The sequence below is a fragment of the Cryobacterium glucosi genome (assembly GCF_004402235.1).
In the GTDB taxonomy this organism is placed as follows: domain Bacteria; phylum Actinomycetota; class Actinomycetes; order Actinomycetales; family Microbacteriaceae; genus Cryobacterium; species Cryobacterium glucosi.
The window spans coordinates 41,455-54,076 of the sequence record NZ_SOFS01000008.1 but is presented as its reverse complement, the minus strand read 5'-3'; the positions used below and the strand labels follow the sequence as shown (position 1 = coordinate 54,076).

13 protein-coding genes are annotated in these 12,622 nt (G+C 71.1%); 4 read left to right on the top strand and 9 right to left on the bottom strand.

What is annotated here, in order from left to right; genetic code table 11:
- Positions 1-622 (bottom strand): bifunctional transcriptional activator/DNA repair enzyme AdaA (locus E3O46_RS02415; RefSeq protein WP_134561042.1); only part of this gene is annotated, 622 nt, incomplete at its 3' end.
- A gap of 295 nt (positions 623-917) precedes the next feature.
- Between E3O46_RS02415 and E3O46_RS02410 the strand changes: the two genes are divergently transcribed.
- Positions 918-2,138: a PrsW family intramembrane metalloprotease gene (locus tag E3O46_RS02410; RefSeq protein ID WP_134561037.1), complete on the top strand. Its 1,221-nt coding sequence runs from the start codon at positions 918-920 to the stop codon at positions 2,136-2,138.
- A gap of 211 nt (positions 2,139-2,349) precedes the next feature.
- On the top strand, positions 2,350-2,721 hold the full coding sequence (locus E3O46_RS02405; RefSeq protein ID WP_166788266.1) for an FKBP-type peptidyl-prolyl cis-trans isomerase: 372 nt from the start codon (positions 2,350-2,352) through the stop codon (positions 2,719-2,721).
- Positions 2,722-2,754: 33 nt separating this feature from the next.
- On the opposite strand, the gene E3O46_RS02400 is transcribed toward E3O46_RS02405, so the two are convergent.
- A complete protein-coding gene (locus tag E3O46_RS02400; RefSeq protein WP_241975325.1) occupies positions 2,755-3,039 on the bottom strand; it encodes a DUF167 domain-containing protein in 285 nt (94 codons plus the stop codon).
- A gap of 67 nt (positions 3,040-3,106) precedes the next feature.
- On the opposite strand from E3O46_RS02400, the gene E3O46_RS02395 reads away from it, so the two are divergent.
- A complete protein-coding gene (locus E3O46_RS02395; RefSeq protein WP_134561036.1) occupies positions 3,107-3,514 on the top strand; it encodes a hypothetical protein in 408 nt (135 codons plus the stop codon).
- A 28-nt stretch (positions 3,515-3,542) separates the two neighbouring features.
- Here E3O46_RS02395 and E3O46_RS02390 read toward each other — a convergent pair whose 3' ends face one another.
- The 4 genes from E3O46_RS02390 to E3O46_RS02375 all read right to left on the bottom strand — a co-directional run bounded on the left by E3O46_RS02390 (position 3,543) and on the right by E3O46_RS02375 (position 6,333).
- A complete protein-coding gene (locus E3O46_RS02390) occupies positions 3,543-4,388 on the bottom strand; it encodes an SDR family oxidoreductase (RefSeq protein WP_134558836.1) in 846 nt (281 codons plus the stop codon).
- A complete protein-coding gene (locus tag E3O46_RS02385; RefSeq protein ID WP_134449576.1) occupies positions 4,388-4,813 on the bottom strand; it encodes a pyridoxamine 5'-phosphate oxidase family protein in 426 nt (141 codons plus the stop codon). Before E3O46_RS02385 ends, E3O46_RS02390 begins: the two co-directional genes overlap by 1 nt.
- Positions 4,814-4,966: 153 nt before the next feature.
- The gene (locus E3O46_RS02380) at positions 4,967-5,236 is read right to left on the bottom strand and encodes a protealysin inhibitor emfourin (RefSeq protein ID WP_134449577.1); all 270 of its coding nucleotides are present in this window, start codon (positions 5,234-5,236) and stop codon (positions 4,967-4,969) included.
- On the bottom strand, positions 5,233-6,333 hold the full coding sequence (locus E3O46_RS02375) for a M4 family metallopeptidase (protein WP_134561035.1): 1,101 nt from the start codon (positions 6,331-6,333) through the stop codon (positions 5,233-5,235). The genes E3O46_RS02380 and E3O46_RS02375 overlap by 4 nt, the downstream gene beginning before the upstream one ends.
- A gap of 107 nt (positions 6,334-6,440) precedes the next feature.
- Between E3O46_RS02375 and E3O46_RS02370 the strand changes: the two genes are divergently transcribed.
- Entirely contained in the window at positions 6,441-7,334 is an 894-nt protein-coding gene (locus E3O46_RS02370) for an LLM class flavin-dependent oxidoreductase (RefSeq protein WP_134449579.1), read from the top strand.
- 108 nt (positions 7,335-7,442) lie between these two features.
- Here the strand turns inward: E3O46_RS02370 and E3O46_RS02365 are convergent, their stop codons facing one another.
- From E3O46_RS02365 to nirB, 3 genes are all read right to left on the bottom strand, one after another.
- A complete protein-coding gene (locus E3O46_RS02365; protein WP_241984937.1) occupies positions 7,443-8,474 on the bottom strand; it encodes a uroporphyrinogen-III synthase in 1,032 nt (343 codons plus the stop codon).
- A 163-nt stretch (positions 8,475-8,637) separates the two neighbouring features.
- Positions 8,638-9,753, bottom strand: coding sequence for a uroporphyrinogen-III C-methyltransferase (cobA, locus tag E3O46_RS02360; RefSeq protein ID WP_134558838.1), 1,116 nt, complete (start codon positions 9,751-9,753; stop codon positions 8,638-8,640).
- Between the two features lie 3 nt (positions 9,754-9,756).
- On the bottom strand, positions 9,757-12,444 hold the full coding sequence (gene nirB, locus E3O46_RS02355) for a nitrite reductase large subunit NirB (protein WP_134561034.1): 2,688 nt from the start codon (positions 12,442-12,444) through the stop codon (positions 9,757-9,759).
- Positions 12,445-12,622 lie beyond the last annotated feature (178 nt).

Here is a 12,622-nt window from a genome sequence, read left to right as displayed (position 1 = left end):
GGGCCTGGCCGTGCGCGGTGGCGGTCGCCTCGGCCGCGGTCGCCGCCCGGGCTGCGGCCCGGGGTGCGCCGGCGGTGTTGCCCGCACGCGGCGCGCAGGCAGAGCGGCGCAGCTCCCCCGGGGTGCGCTCGTAGACCGCGGCGATCGTGTCGTTGAACTGGCGAACGCTGCCGAATCCCGCGGCGAAGGCGACCTCGCTGATCGGGAGGGCGGTGCCGAGCAGGAGCAGGCGCGCGGTCTGGGCGCGGTGCGCCCTGGCGAGGGCGAGAGGACCGGCGCCGAGCTCGGCGACGAGTACCCGGGTGAGGTGGCGCGGGGTGTAGCCGAGGCGGCGGGCGAGGCCGGGTACGCCGTCGCGTTCGACGGTGCCGTCGTCGATCAGGCGCATCGCGCGCGCCGCGAGGTCGTCCCTGGTGTTCCAGTCAGGGGAGCCGGGCACCGCGTCGGGCAGGCAGCGCTTGCAGGCGCGCAAGCCGGCCTCGTGCGCCGCTGCGCTCGTCAGGTAGAAGGAGACGTTGCCTGGCCGCGGGGTCGCCGCCGGGCAGCTCGGCCGGCAGTAGATCCCGGTCGAGTGCACGCCCGTGATGAACTGGCCGTCGAACCGCGCGTCGCGGGAGCTCATCGCTCGGTACCGTTCGGCGAAGACCGGGTCGGCGAGGCGGTCGTCGCCGCGCTCTGCGACGCCGGAGCGGCCGGTCGTTCCGGATCGGCCGGGCGTGCGTCTCGTGGCGTCGGAAGGGTTCACCCCTCCAGCCTGCCATTCCCGACCCGAGGTCGGTAGCGGAATTCGGACATCGCGCGCCCGCCCGACGGCCTCCCACGAACCCGGCACAAGCCCCGCGCGGGACCGCGTGGTCTGTCCGCGACCCCCGAATGCGGTCAGAACCGCAACCGCCCCGCCCGGTATCCTGTGGGTCATGACGCCTGAGCCCGCACCCGGTTCCGCCGCCCCACTCCTCGGCGGGCCGGTGACGCCCGTCGCCCCGGTGTGGACCGCTCCCGTGCGCCGTACCCCGGGCGGCCTGATCGCACTGACGATCATCGGGCTCGTCTTCGGGAGCCTGGCGCTCCTGCTCGTCCTCGTCTACCTCTCCACGTTCCTCGGTCCGTCCGCCCTCGTGCTCTGCCTCCTGCTCGCCCTCGTGCCCCTCACCGGCATCCTGCTCGTGGTGCGCTGGATCGATCGCTGGGAGCCGGAACCCCGACCCGCGCTCTGGTTCGCGTTCCTCTGGGGAGCCGGCATCTCCGTCGTCACGGCCCTCGTCTTCGACCTCGGCGTGCAGCTCGCGCTCGCCGCGGCGGGGAGCTCCCGCGCCGGCTCGGAGGCGGGCGGCGCGGGCTCGGGCACGGATGCGTTCGCCGCCGTGCTGCAGGCGCCCCTCGTCGAGGAGGGCGCGAAGGGCGTCGGGATCCTGGTGCTGTTCCTCGTGCTTCGGCGCACGTTCGACGGGCCCGTCGACGGCATCGTCTATGCGGCGACGATCGCGGCCGGTTTCGCGTTCTCCGAGAACATCCAGTACTTCGGCGTGGCCATGCTCGAGAGCGGTGCAGACGGGCTCGGTTTCACGTTCCTCGTCCGCGGGGTCTTCTCGCCGTTCGCCCACGTCACGTTCACCGCGTGCACCGGGATCGCGTTCGGCATCGTGAGCCGGCGCAGGGCCGGCGGTGCGCTCGGCCGGGTCCTCATCGTTCTCGCCGGATTCGCGCTCGCGGTCGCCCTGCACGGCCTCTGGAACGGCGCCGCCTACCTGCTCACGAACGACTCCGCGCTTCTCTTCTACTACCTGCTCGTGCAGCTCCCGCTCTTCATCGGGTACATCGTCGCCGTCGTGCTGCTCCGGCGCCAGGAGGAAAAGATCACCGTCGCCAGGCTCGGCGAGTACGCGGTGGCCGGCTGGTTCACGTCCAGGGAAGTCTCGATGCTCGCGACAGGACCCGGGCGGCGGCAGGCGCGCGCCTGGGCCGCCCGGCAGCCACGGGAACGTCGCCTCGCGATGCGCCTGTTCATCGCCGACGCGACCCGGCTCGCCTTCGCCAGGCAGCGGATGCTGAACGGCACCGCCGACCGGGTCGCCCGCGCCGACGAGGCCGAGCTTCTCGCTCTCGTCCAGGCGCACCGGGCGGTCGTGATCGGCTGAGGCCCGGCATCCGCTCTCAGAGGGCTGATGCCGCCCGCGGCCGGTCGACCCGCGGCCGGTTAACGAGTGAACTCGTCATCCGGTGGCGTGGCACTGCCGACGACTCTCCCGGATGACGAGTTCCTGCTGATATCGTGCGCCCTCCGGTGCCGTTCGCGCAAGGGGTAATTTCCAGCGTGCATGATGCCGGGAAATCCGATTGGATGGGTGCATGACTGATCTGAACACCAAGCCCGAACTCGACGCACCGGAGGGCCCAGCGCCCACGGAGCTCACCATTACCGACATCGTGGTTGGCGAGGGCGCCGAGGCGACCGCCGGCGCGACCGTCGACGTGCACTACCTCGGCGTCGAATACGACACCGGCGACGAATTCGACTCCTCGTGGAGCCGTGGCCAGTCGATCAATTTCCCGCTGCGCTCGCTCATCGCGGGCTGGCAGCAGGGCATCCCCGGCATGAAGGTCGGCGGGCGTCGCAAGCTCGTCGTGCCGCCGCATCTGGCGTACGGGCCCGCCGGCGGAGGACACCGCCTCTCCGGCCAGACCCTCATCTTCGTGATCGACCTGCGCGGCGTCAGCTAGGCCGCGCACTCACCCGCAACCCGTGCGCATCGATCACGACTCGTGGTCGATGCGCACGTGTTTAACCCGCGAGGTGTGTCCGCGCACGATCGTGACGGCGCTCTTCGAGACGGCGAAGTGCTTCGCGAGCAGCTTGACGAGGGCGTCGTTGGCGGCGCCCTCGACGGCCCGCTGCTGCAGGTAGACCGTGAGCGAGGCATCCGTCGGCGCGCTCGTCGCCGCGGGAGTGCCGAGGGAGTCCGGGTCGTCGACGGCGACGAGCGGGCCCTTGCGGCTGCCGGGCTTGACGTGCACCGTCAGGTTCACGGTTCGGGTCACGGACTGCCTCCTGAAAACTCTTCCTTTCAACGCTAGTGGTCTGCGATCGTCCGGACGAGAATGTCCCATGATCTCAATCGACTGCGCACGTGCCCTCGAAGCCGCCGGACTGGCCTGGCGGCCCGCCTCAGGCGACGCGTTCCGGATCGAAAGGGCCGGCTTCGACGTCGAGGTGTTCACGGTCAGCGAGATGACCATCGAACCGCATGAATTCGACACCGGCACCATCCTCGGCTTCAACGGCACGACCGAGTGGGCACTCGACTCGCTCGCCCTCGAGGACGCCCTCTGGCTCCCCCGGGACGACCAGCTCCGGGAGATGCTCGGGGGTGCATTCCACTCCCTCGAGCGGCTCGGCGACGACGCCTATCGGGTCACCGCGCTGCTCGCCGGGGTGCTCGAGGCCGTCGAGGCGACCGACGCGGCGGATGCCTACGGGCTGGCGGTGCTCCGCCTCCTGCGCCTCAGCCGCTAGTCGAGCCTGCTGCCCGTCGAGCCTGCTGCTAATCGAGCCAGGCCGTGGTCATGCGCTGCACCGCTGAGCCGTCGGCATCGGCGAGTTTGACGCCGACGAACGCGCGCGCCGCGTCGGAGGTCTGCACCCGGAACGGCGGACGCTCGCCGTCGAGCAGCGCGGCGACGAAGGCCCCGGCGCTCTCCGCAGACTGCGCGGCACTGAATGACTGCGCGGCCCTGGCGAGGTACCCCGCGAGGGCGGATGCATACGGATCGTTCGGCGGACTGGCGCGCGGGTCGAGGCCGACGTTGTCGACGAACGACGATGCGACCGCGCCGGGTTCGACGACCGTGACCGTGACACCGGCGGTCGCCGCGACGGGGGCGAGGCTCTCCATGAATCCCTCGACCGCGAATTTCGCCGCACAGTACGCCTCGCTGAACGGCTGGCCGACGACGCCGCCGACGCTCGTGACGGTGATCAGCCGGCCGCGGCTCTGCCGAAGGTGCGGCAGCGCCGCGCGGGTGACGCTCACGACACCGAAGAAATTGACCTCCATGACCGCGCGCACGACGTCGAGGCCCTCGTTCTCGATGGTGCCGACGTGGCCGGCCCCTGCGTTGTTCACCAGGGCGTCGATCCGGCCGTACCGGTCGAGCATGTGCGCGATGACCTCGGTGATCGACGCGGGCTCCGTCACGTCGAGGCGGCGGATGTCGAGGTTCACGCCCGCCGTTTCGCCCGCGCTGCGGAGGGCGCGGGCTCCCTCGAGGGTGCGCATGGTCGCGACGACGGTGTGTCCTGCGCGGGCGGCCGCGACCGCGGCCTGGAGCCCGATGCCCGAGGAGGTCCCGGTGACCAGGACGGTGCCGGGGACGGCCGGGCCGCTCATCAGTACCGTTCGGGTTCTGGTCCGAGCTGGAATCGGCGGCCGCTCACCGTCTCGGGAATGATCTCCACGTAGATGTACTTGAGCGTCGGGATGAGCGGGCGCAACGGCAGCTGGTCGGCGGCATCGATGTCGGTCTGCTGTTCCAGCACCCGTGCGTGGCCCCTCGCGACGACGCTCCAGGCCTCGTCGCGTCCGATACCGTCCGTCTCGAAGGCGACCTTGTTGTTGACGGTGAGTTCGAGGAGCTTGGTTCCCTCCGCGGTGCGGAAGACCAGACGCCGGTCGGCGGCGACGAAGTTGACCGGGTAGATGTCCGGTTCGCCCGCGATGCTGAGGGCGAGGCGACCGAAGCTCGAGGAGATCAGGAGGTCCCAGCATTCCTCATCGTCGAGGACATGCACCGGATACAGGTCGTTGGTTTCCATGGTTCATATTCCCACGCAACCGGGTGCTCCGCCACCACCCTCCGCTGTCGACGTGAACTCACGGCAGACCCGAATGTCCCGGTCGGGCCGCACCGCCTCGAAACCGGGCCGACGCGACCCCCCGCGCGCAGCCGGTGCAGGGCCGTCCGGGCCTCAGTCGCGGTCGTGCGTGGTGCGCACCCGGTCGACGAGCTGCCGCCACGGGCCGGAGAGGTCCGGTTCCGCGAGCACGACTTCGTGGGGGGCGCACCGGATGCGGTACACGTAGCGGTCCGGTTCCGGCGCCCTCTCGACGACGTCGTCCCAGGGCAGGGACGCGAGAAAATCGGTCCACGCCGCCGCGTCGGCCTGCTCGTCGACCTGGACCTCCCAGGTGACCCGCACTCCGGCGATGCCACCGCTTCGCGAAACGATGACCTTCATGCCCGCGATGTTACTCCGCCGAGTCCCTTCCCGAGCCCGACACCACTCCAGCCGGCCACGACAGCGCTGTGCTCGCGGGAGCCGGGGCCGAATCGCCTGGTCGCGGCCGTCACGGTTGCGCGGGCGAACCCGGAGAAGTCGACGCGGGGCCGCAGCGTTCCGCTCGTGAGCGTGTCGTACCAGATCCGGCCGGCGCCCTCCCACGCGTTTCCGCCCAGCTCGGCGGCCACGAGGTAGAACGCCCGGTTCGGGATACCCGAGTTCAGGTGCACGCCTCCGTTGTCGTCCACGGAATCGACGTAGCCGCTCATGTCCGACGGTTGCGGGTCCATGCCGAGCACGTCGTCGTTGTACGCCGTTCCCGGCGCCTTGAGCGAGCGCAGCGCCGCGCCCTGGACCTGGTCGGTGAAGAGGCCGGCACCGATCAGCCAGCTCGCCTCTGCGACGGACTGCCCGAGGGCGAACTGCTCGACGAGCGACCCGAACACGTCGGACACGGATTCGTTGAGGGCCCCCGACTGTCCCTCATAGGCGAGGTTGGCGCTGAACTGGGTGACCCCGTGGGTGAGCTCGTGGCCGATCACCGTCAGTGACGCCGTGAACCGGTTGAACACCTCGCCGTCGCCGTCGCCGAAGACCATCCGCTCGCCGTCCCAGAAGGCGTTGTCGTAGTTGCGGCCGTAGTGCACACTCGCCTCGAGGGGCAGTCCATGGCCGTCGATCGAGTCGTGCCCGAACCCGGTCCAGAACAGGGCATGGGTGTGGCCGAGGCCGTCCCAGGCCTCGTTCACCGCGACATCACCGACGGGGGCCTGGACCTTCGACCGCACCAGGCGACCGGGCAGGCGTTCGAGGCCGCCGGCATCCGAAACGGCCCTGTCGAGCTCACCGGGAGTGGCTGCCCCGCCGCGGGCGGCCGGGTGCACGGTCGGCGGATGCGTCGTGCTCCGTCGCTCGCGCAGCGGCGCGTCCCGCAGGAGCGAGTGCCTCGCCGCGTCGGCGGCGGCCGCGTACCGCGGGTCGTCGAGTCTCGCGAGCCGAACCAGGAGGTACGGCGGAACGATGGCGCATCGGATCCCATGCTCTCTGCTGCTCATGGCTCGAGTGTGTCACTGAGCGCAGACAAACGCACGGGTTCCGCGCCCCCGGCTGTGGAGAACACCGGGTCCGGGGGCCGAACAGAACACGCTCCTAGACTGTGACCATGCGCTACGGAATCGTCATCCTCCCCCAGGACCCCTGGCCGGAAGCCTCCCGCAAGTGGCGGGGCGCCGAACGTCTCGGCTTCGACCACGGCTGGACCTACGATCACCTGTCCTGGCGCAGCCTCGCCGACGAACCGTGGCACGCCACGATCCCGACGCTGACCGCTGCCGCACTCGTGACGCGTGACCTGCGGCTCGGGACCTTCGTCTCGAACCCGAACTTCCGGCATCCGGTGCCCTTCGCCAAGGAACTCGCGACACTCGACGAGCTGTCCGGCGGGCGGTTCCTGCTCGGCGTCGGATCGGGCGGCACCGGCTTCGACGCCACCGTGCTCGGCCAGCGGGCATACACCGGGCCGGAGCGGCACGCGCGGTTCACCGAATTCGTCACCCTGCTCGACCTGCTGCTCCGCGGGGAACCGGAGGGCAGCACGGCCGGCATCGACTTCACCGGCGACTGGTACACCGCCGTCGGCGCACGCATGGTCGGCGCGCCGACCCAGGCGCCCCGGCTCCCGTTCGTGATCGCGGCGAACGGGCCGAAGGGGCTTCGCCTCGCGGCGACCCACGGCACCGGCTGGGTGACGACGGGTCCCGACGGCGCGACCGGTGACGCCTGGTGGACGAAGGTCGCCGCGCTCGCCGAGCGCCTCGACGACGCGGCGGATGCCGTCGGCCGCGATCCTCGCTCGATCGACCGGTACCTCAACCTCGACAGCGGTGGCGGCTACTCCCTGCAGAGCGTCGGAGCCTTCGACGACGCCGTCGGCCGGGCCGAAGAACTCGGCTTCACCGACGTGATCAGCCACTGGCCGCGTGCCTCCGGTATCTACGCCGGCTCGGAGGACGTGCTCGAGGCCGTCGCCGCCGCCCGGATGCAGCCCCGCCCCTGACCCCCGGTGTGTTCCGAATTCAGGAGTTGAGCCGTTTTCGGCACGATTCCGGTCTGATTCTGTCCCGGAATGCGCTCAACTCCGGAATTCGGAACGAGGGAGGGCGGGTCAGACGTCGATGCGGTAGCCGCGCTTGATCACCGTCGCGACGAGGCCCGGCTCGGGGAGCGCCTGGCGCAGCCGGCTGATCGCGACGTCGACGGCGTGGTCGTCCTGCATCTCGGGCAGCGTCGCGGTGAGGCTCGCCCGGGAGGTGACCGTTCCGCCGGCGGCGAGCAGCACGCGCAGCAGCGTCAGTGAGCTCGGCGGCAGAGTGGTTTGGGCGCCGGCGAGGGAGAACAGCCGGCCGCGAAGCTCGACGGGCCCGAACCGGGTGTCGAGGCGCAGCACCCGCTGCTGCTCGAGGTGGTCGCAGACGAGCTTGATCAGCGCGCCCATCCGGAACCGCTCCGGCACGATCGGTGCCAGCCCGGCGGCGAGCAGGGGGCCGGCGGTGACGGGGCCGACGGCCGCGGCGACGACGGTCTCACTGAACGCGTCCTGCAGCTCCTCCAGACGGCCGATCGAGTCGGCGACGCCGAACAGGGCCATCACGGCAGGGGCGCTTGTGAAGGTGACCGCGTCGACGCCGCCCGCGCAGATCAGGTCGACGAGCCGCAGCACCCGTGCGGAGTCCTCCGGGAGCAGCCAGCGGTAGGGCGCGACGGTCAGCACCGTCGCGCCGGCGGCGACGAGGCGCTCGAGCTGGGGCTGGTCGGTGAAGCCGTGCAGCTGCACCGCGATCGTCTTCCCGGCGGCGCCGTCCCGCAGCACGTAGTCGACGAGGGACTTGGTGGTCTCCTCGTCGCTCATCCCGTCGTCGTCGAGGCCTGCCGCCCGCACGGCGCCGCGCGCCTTCGGGCCGCGCACGAGGATGCTGGAGTGCGCGAGGGTGTCGGTGAGTTCGTGGCCGACACCCGCGGCATCCGCCGCCTCGAACCAGCGCCGGATGCCGTACGAGGTCGTCGCAAGGAGGATGTCGGGCCGGGCGGCGATGATCGTCAGGGTGTCGCTCGTGATGCGGGCGTCGTCCGCCGCGGCCGCGATGCGGATGGCGGGCGCGTGGACGACCTCGGCGCCGCGGCGTTCGAAGGCGGCGATGAGGTCCTCGGAGCGCCGATCGCTCGTGACGGCGATGCGGAAGCCCTCGAGCTGGTCTGCGCGGAACCCGGGCTGGCTTGCTTCGGCGCTCGTGTCGTTGACGGTGTCTCCGGCTCGTTGGATGGTGGCAGGTGGCTGGGGGAAGCGGGGCGGATGTCCCCGGTCAGTGCTCGGCGTTCAGTGCGTGCTCGGCGTTGCCCGCGATGGCCTGCAACAGCTCCTCGCTGGCGGCGTCGTCGTGCTGGGACAATCGTACGACCTCACCGATCACGAGGACGGCGGGGGAGCGGGCGCCGAGTTTCGCGGCGAGCGGGGTGATCGTGTCGAGCCGGGCCTTCGTGGTGCGCTGGCGGGAAGAGAAGCCCTGCTCGATGATCGCGACGGGCATGTCTGTCCGCATCCCGTGGCGGGCGAGCCCCGCTGTGAGGTGCGGCAGGGTCCCGACGCCCATCAGGACCACGATCGTGCCGCCGAGCCCGGCGAGGTGGGCGAGCTCGTTCTCGCTGAGCGGCGCGTGGCCGGAGAGCACGGTGAAGACCCGGCTGAGTTCCCGGTGGGTGACCGGGATGCCCGCGGCGGCCGGCACCGAGATCGCGCTCGTGACCCCGGAGATGACGGTGACCGGCACGCCGGCCTCGCGGCACGCGAGTACCTCCTCGCCGCCGCGCCCGAACACGAACGGGTCGCCGCCCTTGAGGCGGACGACGGTGAGGCCGGCGAGGGCGCTGTCGACGAGCATCCGCTCGATGTCGGCCTGTGGGGTGGCGTGGTGGCCCGGCGTCTTGCCGACGTCGACGTGCTCGGCACCGGGGCACCACTCGTCGAGCCGGTCGTGCGGGCTGAGCTTGTCGTAGAAGACGATGTCGGCGTCGCGGAGCGCCTGGACACCGGCCATCGTGAGGAGACCGTCGTCGCCGGGGCCGCCGCCGACGAGGGTCACCCGGCCGAGCGGGGCGACGGACGCCGCGGGTTCGCGACTGAGCCAGACGCGCTGCGCGGCGCAGGCATCGACGATGATGCGCTCGGTGGACTCGGAGACCTCGACGAGCACGACCAGGTCGACCGCCGAGACGAGGTCACGCCAGCCGTGCGGGAAATGCGGGTATTCGACGGGGCGCACCTGCGGGTGCGGCCGTTCCGGCGGATGCCCGTCGACGGTGACAGAGGCGAGGTAGACGATCGCCTCTGCGGCCAGGAACCGGGCGAGCACCCGCCTGGCCGCGAGGGCACCTCCGAAGACGAGGACCCGGCGGCCGGCCAGGTCGAGGCTGATGTCCATGGTTCACACTCCCTGTCGCAGTTCGATGGCGCGTTCGGTGGTGATGGCGGTACCGGTGTCGGCGGCAGTGGTGTCACGGGGCCGGACCGGGATGCTCGGACCGGAGAGCAGCACGGCCTCGCGCTCCGCAGGCCGCGCCGGCCGGGGCTGGTCGCGTTCGATGACCTGCATGAGCGCGGGGTCCGCGGTTCCGGGGGCGTTGACGAAGGAGCGGAACCGGCGCAGGCGCTCCGGATCCTTGAGGGTCGCGGCCCATTCGTCTTCGTAGTGGCCGACGTGGGCGAGCATGGCGGCCTCGAGCTCCTCGGCGATACCGAGGGAGTCGTTGCAGACGACGTCGCGCACGTGGTCGAGCCCGCCCTCGAGGTCTTCCTGCCAGCGGGCGGTGCGTTGCAGCCGGTCGCCGGTGCGGATGTAGTACATCAGGTACCGGTCGATGTACTTGATCAGGGTCTCGTCGTCGAGGTCCTGGGCGAGGAGCTGCGCGTGGGCGGGCTGGAAGCCGCCGTTACCGCCGACATAGAGGTTCCAGCCCTGGTCGGTCGCGATGATGCCGACGTCCTTGCTGCGCGCCTCCGCGCACTCGCGGGCGCAGCCGGAGACGCCGAGCTTGAACTTGTGCGGTGCGCGGAGTCCCCGGTAGCGCAGCTCGAGGTTGATCGCCATCGCGACGGAGTCCTGCACGCCGAAGCGGCACCAGGTCGACCCGACGCAGCTCTTGACCGTGCGGAGGGACTTGCCGTATGCCTGGCCGGACTCGAACCCGGCCTCGACGAGGATCTTCCAGACGTCGGGAAGCTGTTCCAGGCGGGCGCCGAACAGGTCGATGCGTTGGCCGCCGGTGATCTTGGTATAGAGGTTGAAGTCGGCGGCGACCTCGGCGATGACCTTGAGCTTGGCCGGCGTGATCTCCCCGCCCGGGATCCGGGGCACGACCGAGTACGTGCCGTCCTTCTGCATGTTGGCGAGGGCGCGGTCGTTGGTGTCCTGCAGGGCGCCGCGGCCGCCGTCGAGGATGTACCCCGAGGTCTGCGTCGCGAGGATCGAGGCGATCACGGGCTTGCAGATGTCGCAGCCGAGTCCGCTGCCGAACCGGCCCATGATCTCGTCGAAGTGGGTGAGCTGCAGGATGCGGACGGATTCGAAGAGCTCGCTCCGGCTGAGCGCGATGTGCTCGCAGAGGGCGTGCGAGACGGCGATGCCTGCCCGGGTCAGTTCCGTCTCGAGGATCTTCTTGACGAGGGGAACGCACGAGCCGCACTGGGTGCCCGCGCGGGTGCACGCCTTGAGCGGGCCGAGTTCGGTGCAGGCCTCGGTGTGCTCGTCGCCGCGGATGGCGGAGCGCACAGCGCCGACCGAGACGTTGTTGCAGGAACAGAGCTGCACGTCGTCCGGCAGGTCGGTGTTCGCCGGCGGCTCGGCGCCGGCCGCGGAGAGGTAGGCGCTCGGTTCGGCGCCGAGCTCGCGGCCGAGCAGGGGCCGGAGCGCCGTGTATGGCGAGGCGTCGCCGACGAAGATGCCGCCGAGGAGGGTCTTCGCGTCTCCCGTGACGACGATCTTCTGGTACAGGCCCCTGGCCGGGTCGGCGTAGACGACCTCGAGGGAGTGTTCCGCGGCGGCGAGGGCGTCTCCGAAGCTCGCGACCTCGACCCCGGAGAGCTTGAGCTTGGTGGCGTCGTCGATGCCGGGGAAGACGGCGGCGCCGCCGTGCAGCCGGTCGGCGACGACCTCGGCCATCGCGTTCGCCGGGGCGACGAGGCCGACGCAGCTGCCGTTGACGCTCGCGACCTCCCCGATGGCCCAGATGTGCGGGATCGACGTGCCGCAGGCATCCGTGATCTCGATGCCGCCGCGCGGGCCGAGCTCGAGTCCCGCCGCGCGGGCGAGTTCGTCGCGCGGCGTGATGCCGATCGAGAACACGACGAGGTCGGCGTGCAGCTGGGTGCCGTTGGTGAGTGTGACGCCGAGGACGCGGCCGGTCGGGGAGGTGAGCACCTCGGTGGGCCGGTTGCCGAGGGCGAGGGTGATGCCCTGGGCCTCGATCAGCCGGCCGAGCGCCTGCCCTGCTCCCTCGTCGAGCTGGGCGCTCATCAGCCAGCGGCCGGAGTGCACGATCGTGGCGAGCCCGCCGAGGCGCTGCAGGCCGCCCGCGGCCTCGAGGCCGAGAAGGCCGCCGCCGACGACGACGACGTTCGCGGGCCGGCCGAGCCGCTCGCGGAGATGGGCGACCTCTGCGACGAGGAAGTCGACGTCCTCGATGGTGCGATAGACGTGGCCGGCTTCGGCGCCGGGAATGGGCGGCACGGTGGCGGACGATCCCGTCGCGAACACGAGCTCGTCGTAGGAGAGGGTCTCGCCATCGGCGAGGGTGACCGTGCGGCCGGCGGGGTCGACGCTGTCTACCCGGCTGCCGCCACGGTAGGTGACGCCGGGGGTCTCCCAGAGTGCCCGGTCGCCGAGGGTGAGGTCCTCGGAGTCGACGAGGCGGCGGGACAGGGCGACCCGGTCGTACGGCAGGTGGTCCTCATCGCCGAGGACGAGGAGTTCGCGGCCATGACCCGGGGTGGACCTGGCCTGCATGGCCTCGGTGAACCGGTGTGCGGCGGGGCCGCCGCCGATGACGAGGACGCGTCGGGGGGCGCCGGACGGCCCTGAGTGAGCCTGAGCGGCGTCGAACGTGACGTTGTCCATGGCGGAGCCTTCCGTAGGTGGTGCTGCCAGCCTAAAAGGGCCGCGTTTCCCCTCGGTTGCGCCCATGTAACAAGGTGTGACCGGGACCTCACCGGCCCGCCCGGGGAGGGTGAGGACTTCTTTACGCATTCGACGCGTCCGGCGCGGACCCGCGAAACGTGGCCGATTTAGCGTGAGG

Excerpts from the sequence above, each read along its gene's own strand:
- E3O46_RS02410 (WP_134561037.1), top strand. The coding sequence starts at position 918 with ATGACGCCTGAGCCCGCACCCGGTTCCGCCGCCCCACTCCTCGGCGGG.
- E3O46_RS02405 (WP_166788266.1), top strand. The coding sequence starts at position 2,350 with ATGACTGATCTGAACACCAAGCCCGAACTCGACGCACCGGAGGGCCCA.
- E3O46_RS02395 (WP_134561036.1), top strand. The coding sequence starts at position 3,107 with ATGATCTCAATCGACTGCGCACGTGCCCTCGAAGCCGCCGGACTGGCC.
- E3O46_RS02390 (WP_134558836.1), bottom strand. The coding sequence starts at position 4,388 with ATGAGCGGCCCGGCCGTCCCCGGCACCGTCCTGGTCACCGGGACCTCC.
- E3O46_RS02385 (WP_134449576.1), bottom strand. The coding sequence starts at position 4,813 with ATGGAAACCAACGACCTGTATCCGGTGCATGTCCTCGACGATGAGGAA.
- E3O46_RS02380 (WP_134449577.1), bottom strand. The coding sequence starts at position 5,236 with ATGAAGGTCATCGTTTCGCGAAGCGGTGGCATCGCCGGAGTGCGGGTC.
- E3O46_RS02375 (WP_134561035.1), bottom strand. The coding sequence starts at position 6,333 with ATGAGCAGCAGAGAGCATGGGATCCGATGCGCCATCGTTCCGCCGTAC.
- E3O46_RS02370 (WP_134449579.1), top strand. The coding sequence starts at position 6,441 with ATGCGCTACGGAATCGTCATCCTCCCCCAGGACCCCTGGCCGGAAGCC.
- cobA (WP_134558838.1), bottom strand. The coding sequence starts at position 9,753 with ATGGACATCAGCCTCGACCTGGCCGGCCGCCGGGTCCTCGTCTTCGGA.
- nirB (WP_134561034.1), bottom strand. The coding sequence starts at position 12,444 with ATGGACAACGTCACGTTCGACGCCGCTCAGGCTCACTCAGGGCCGTCC.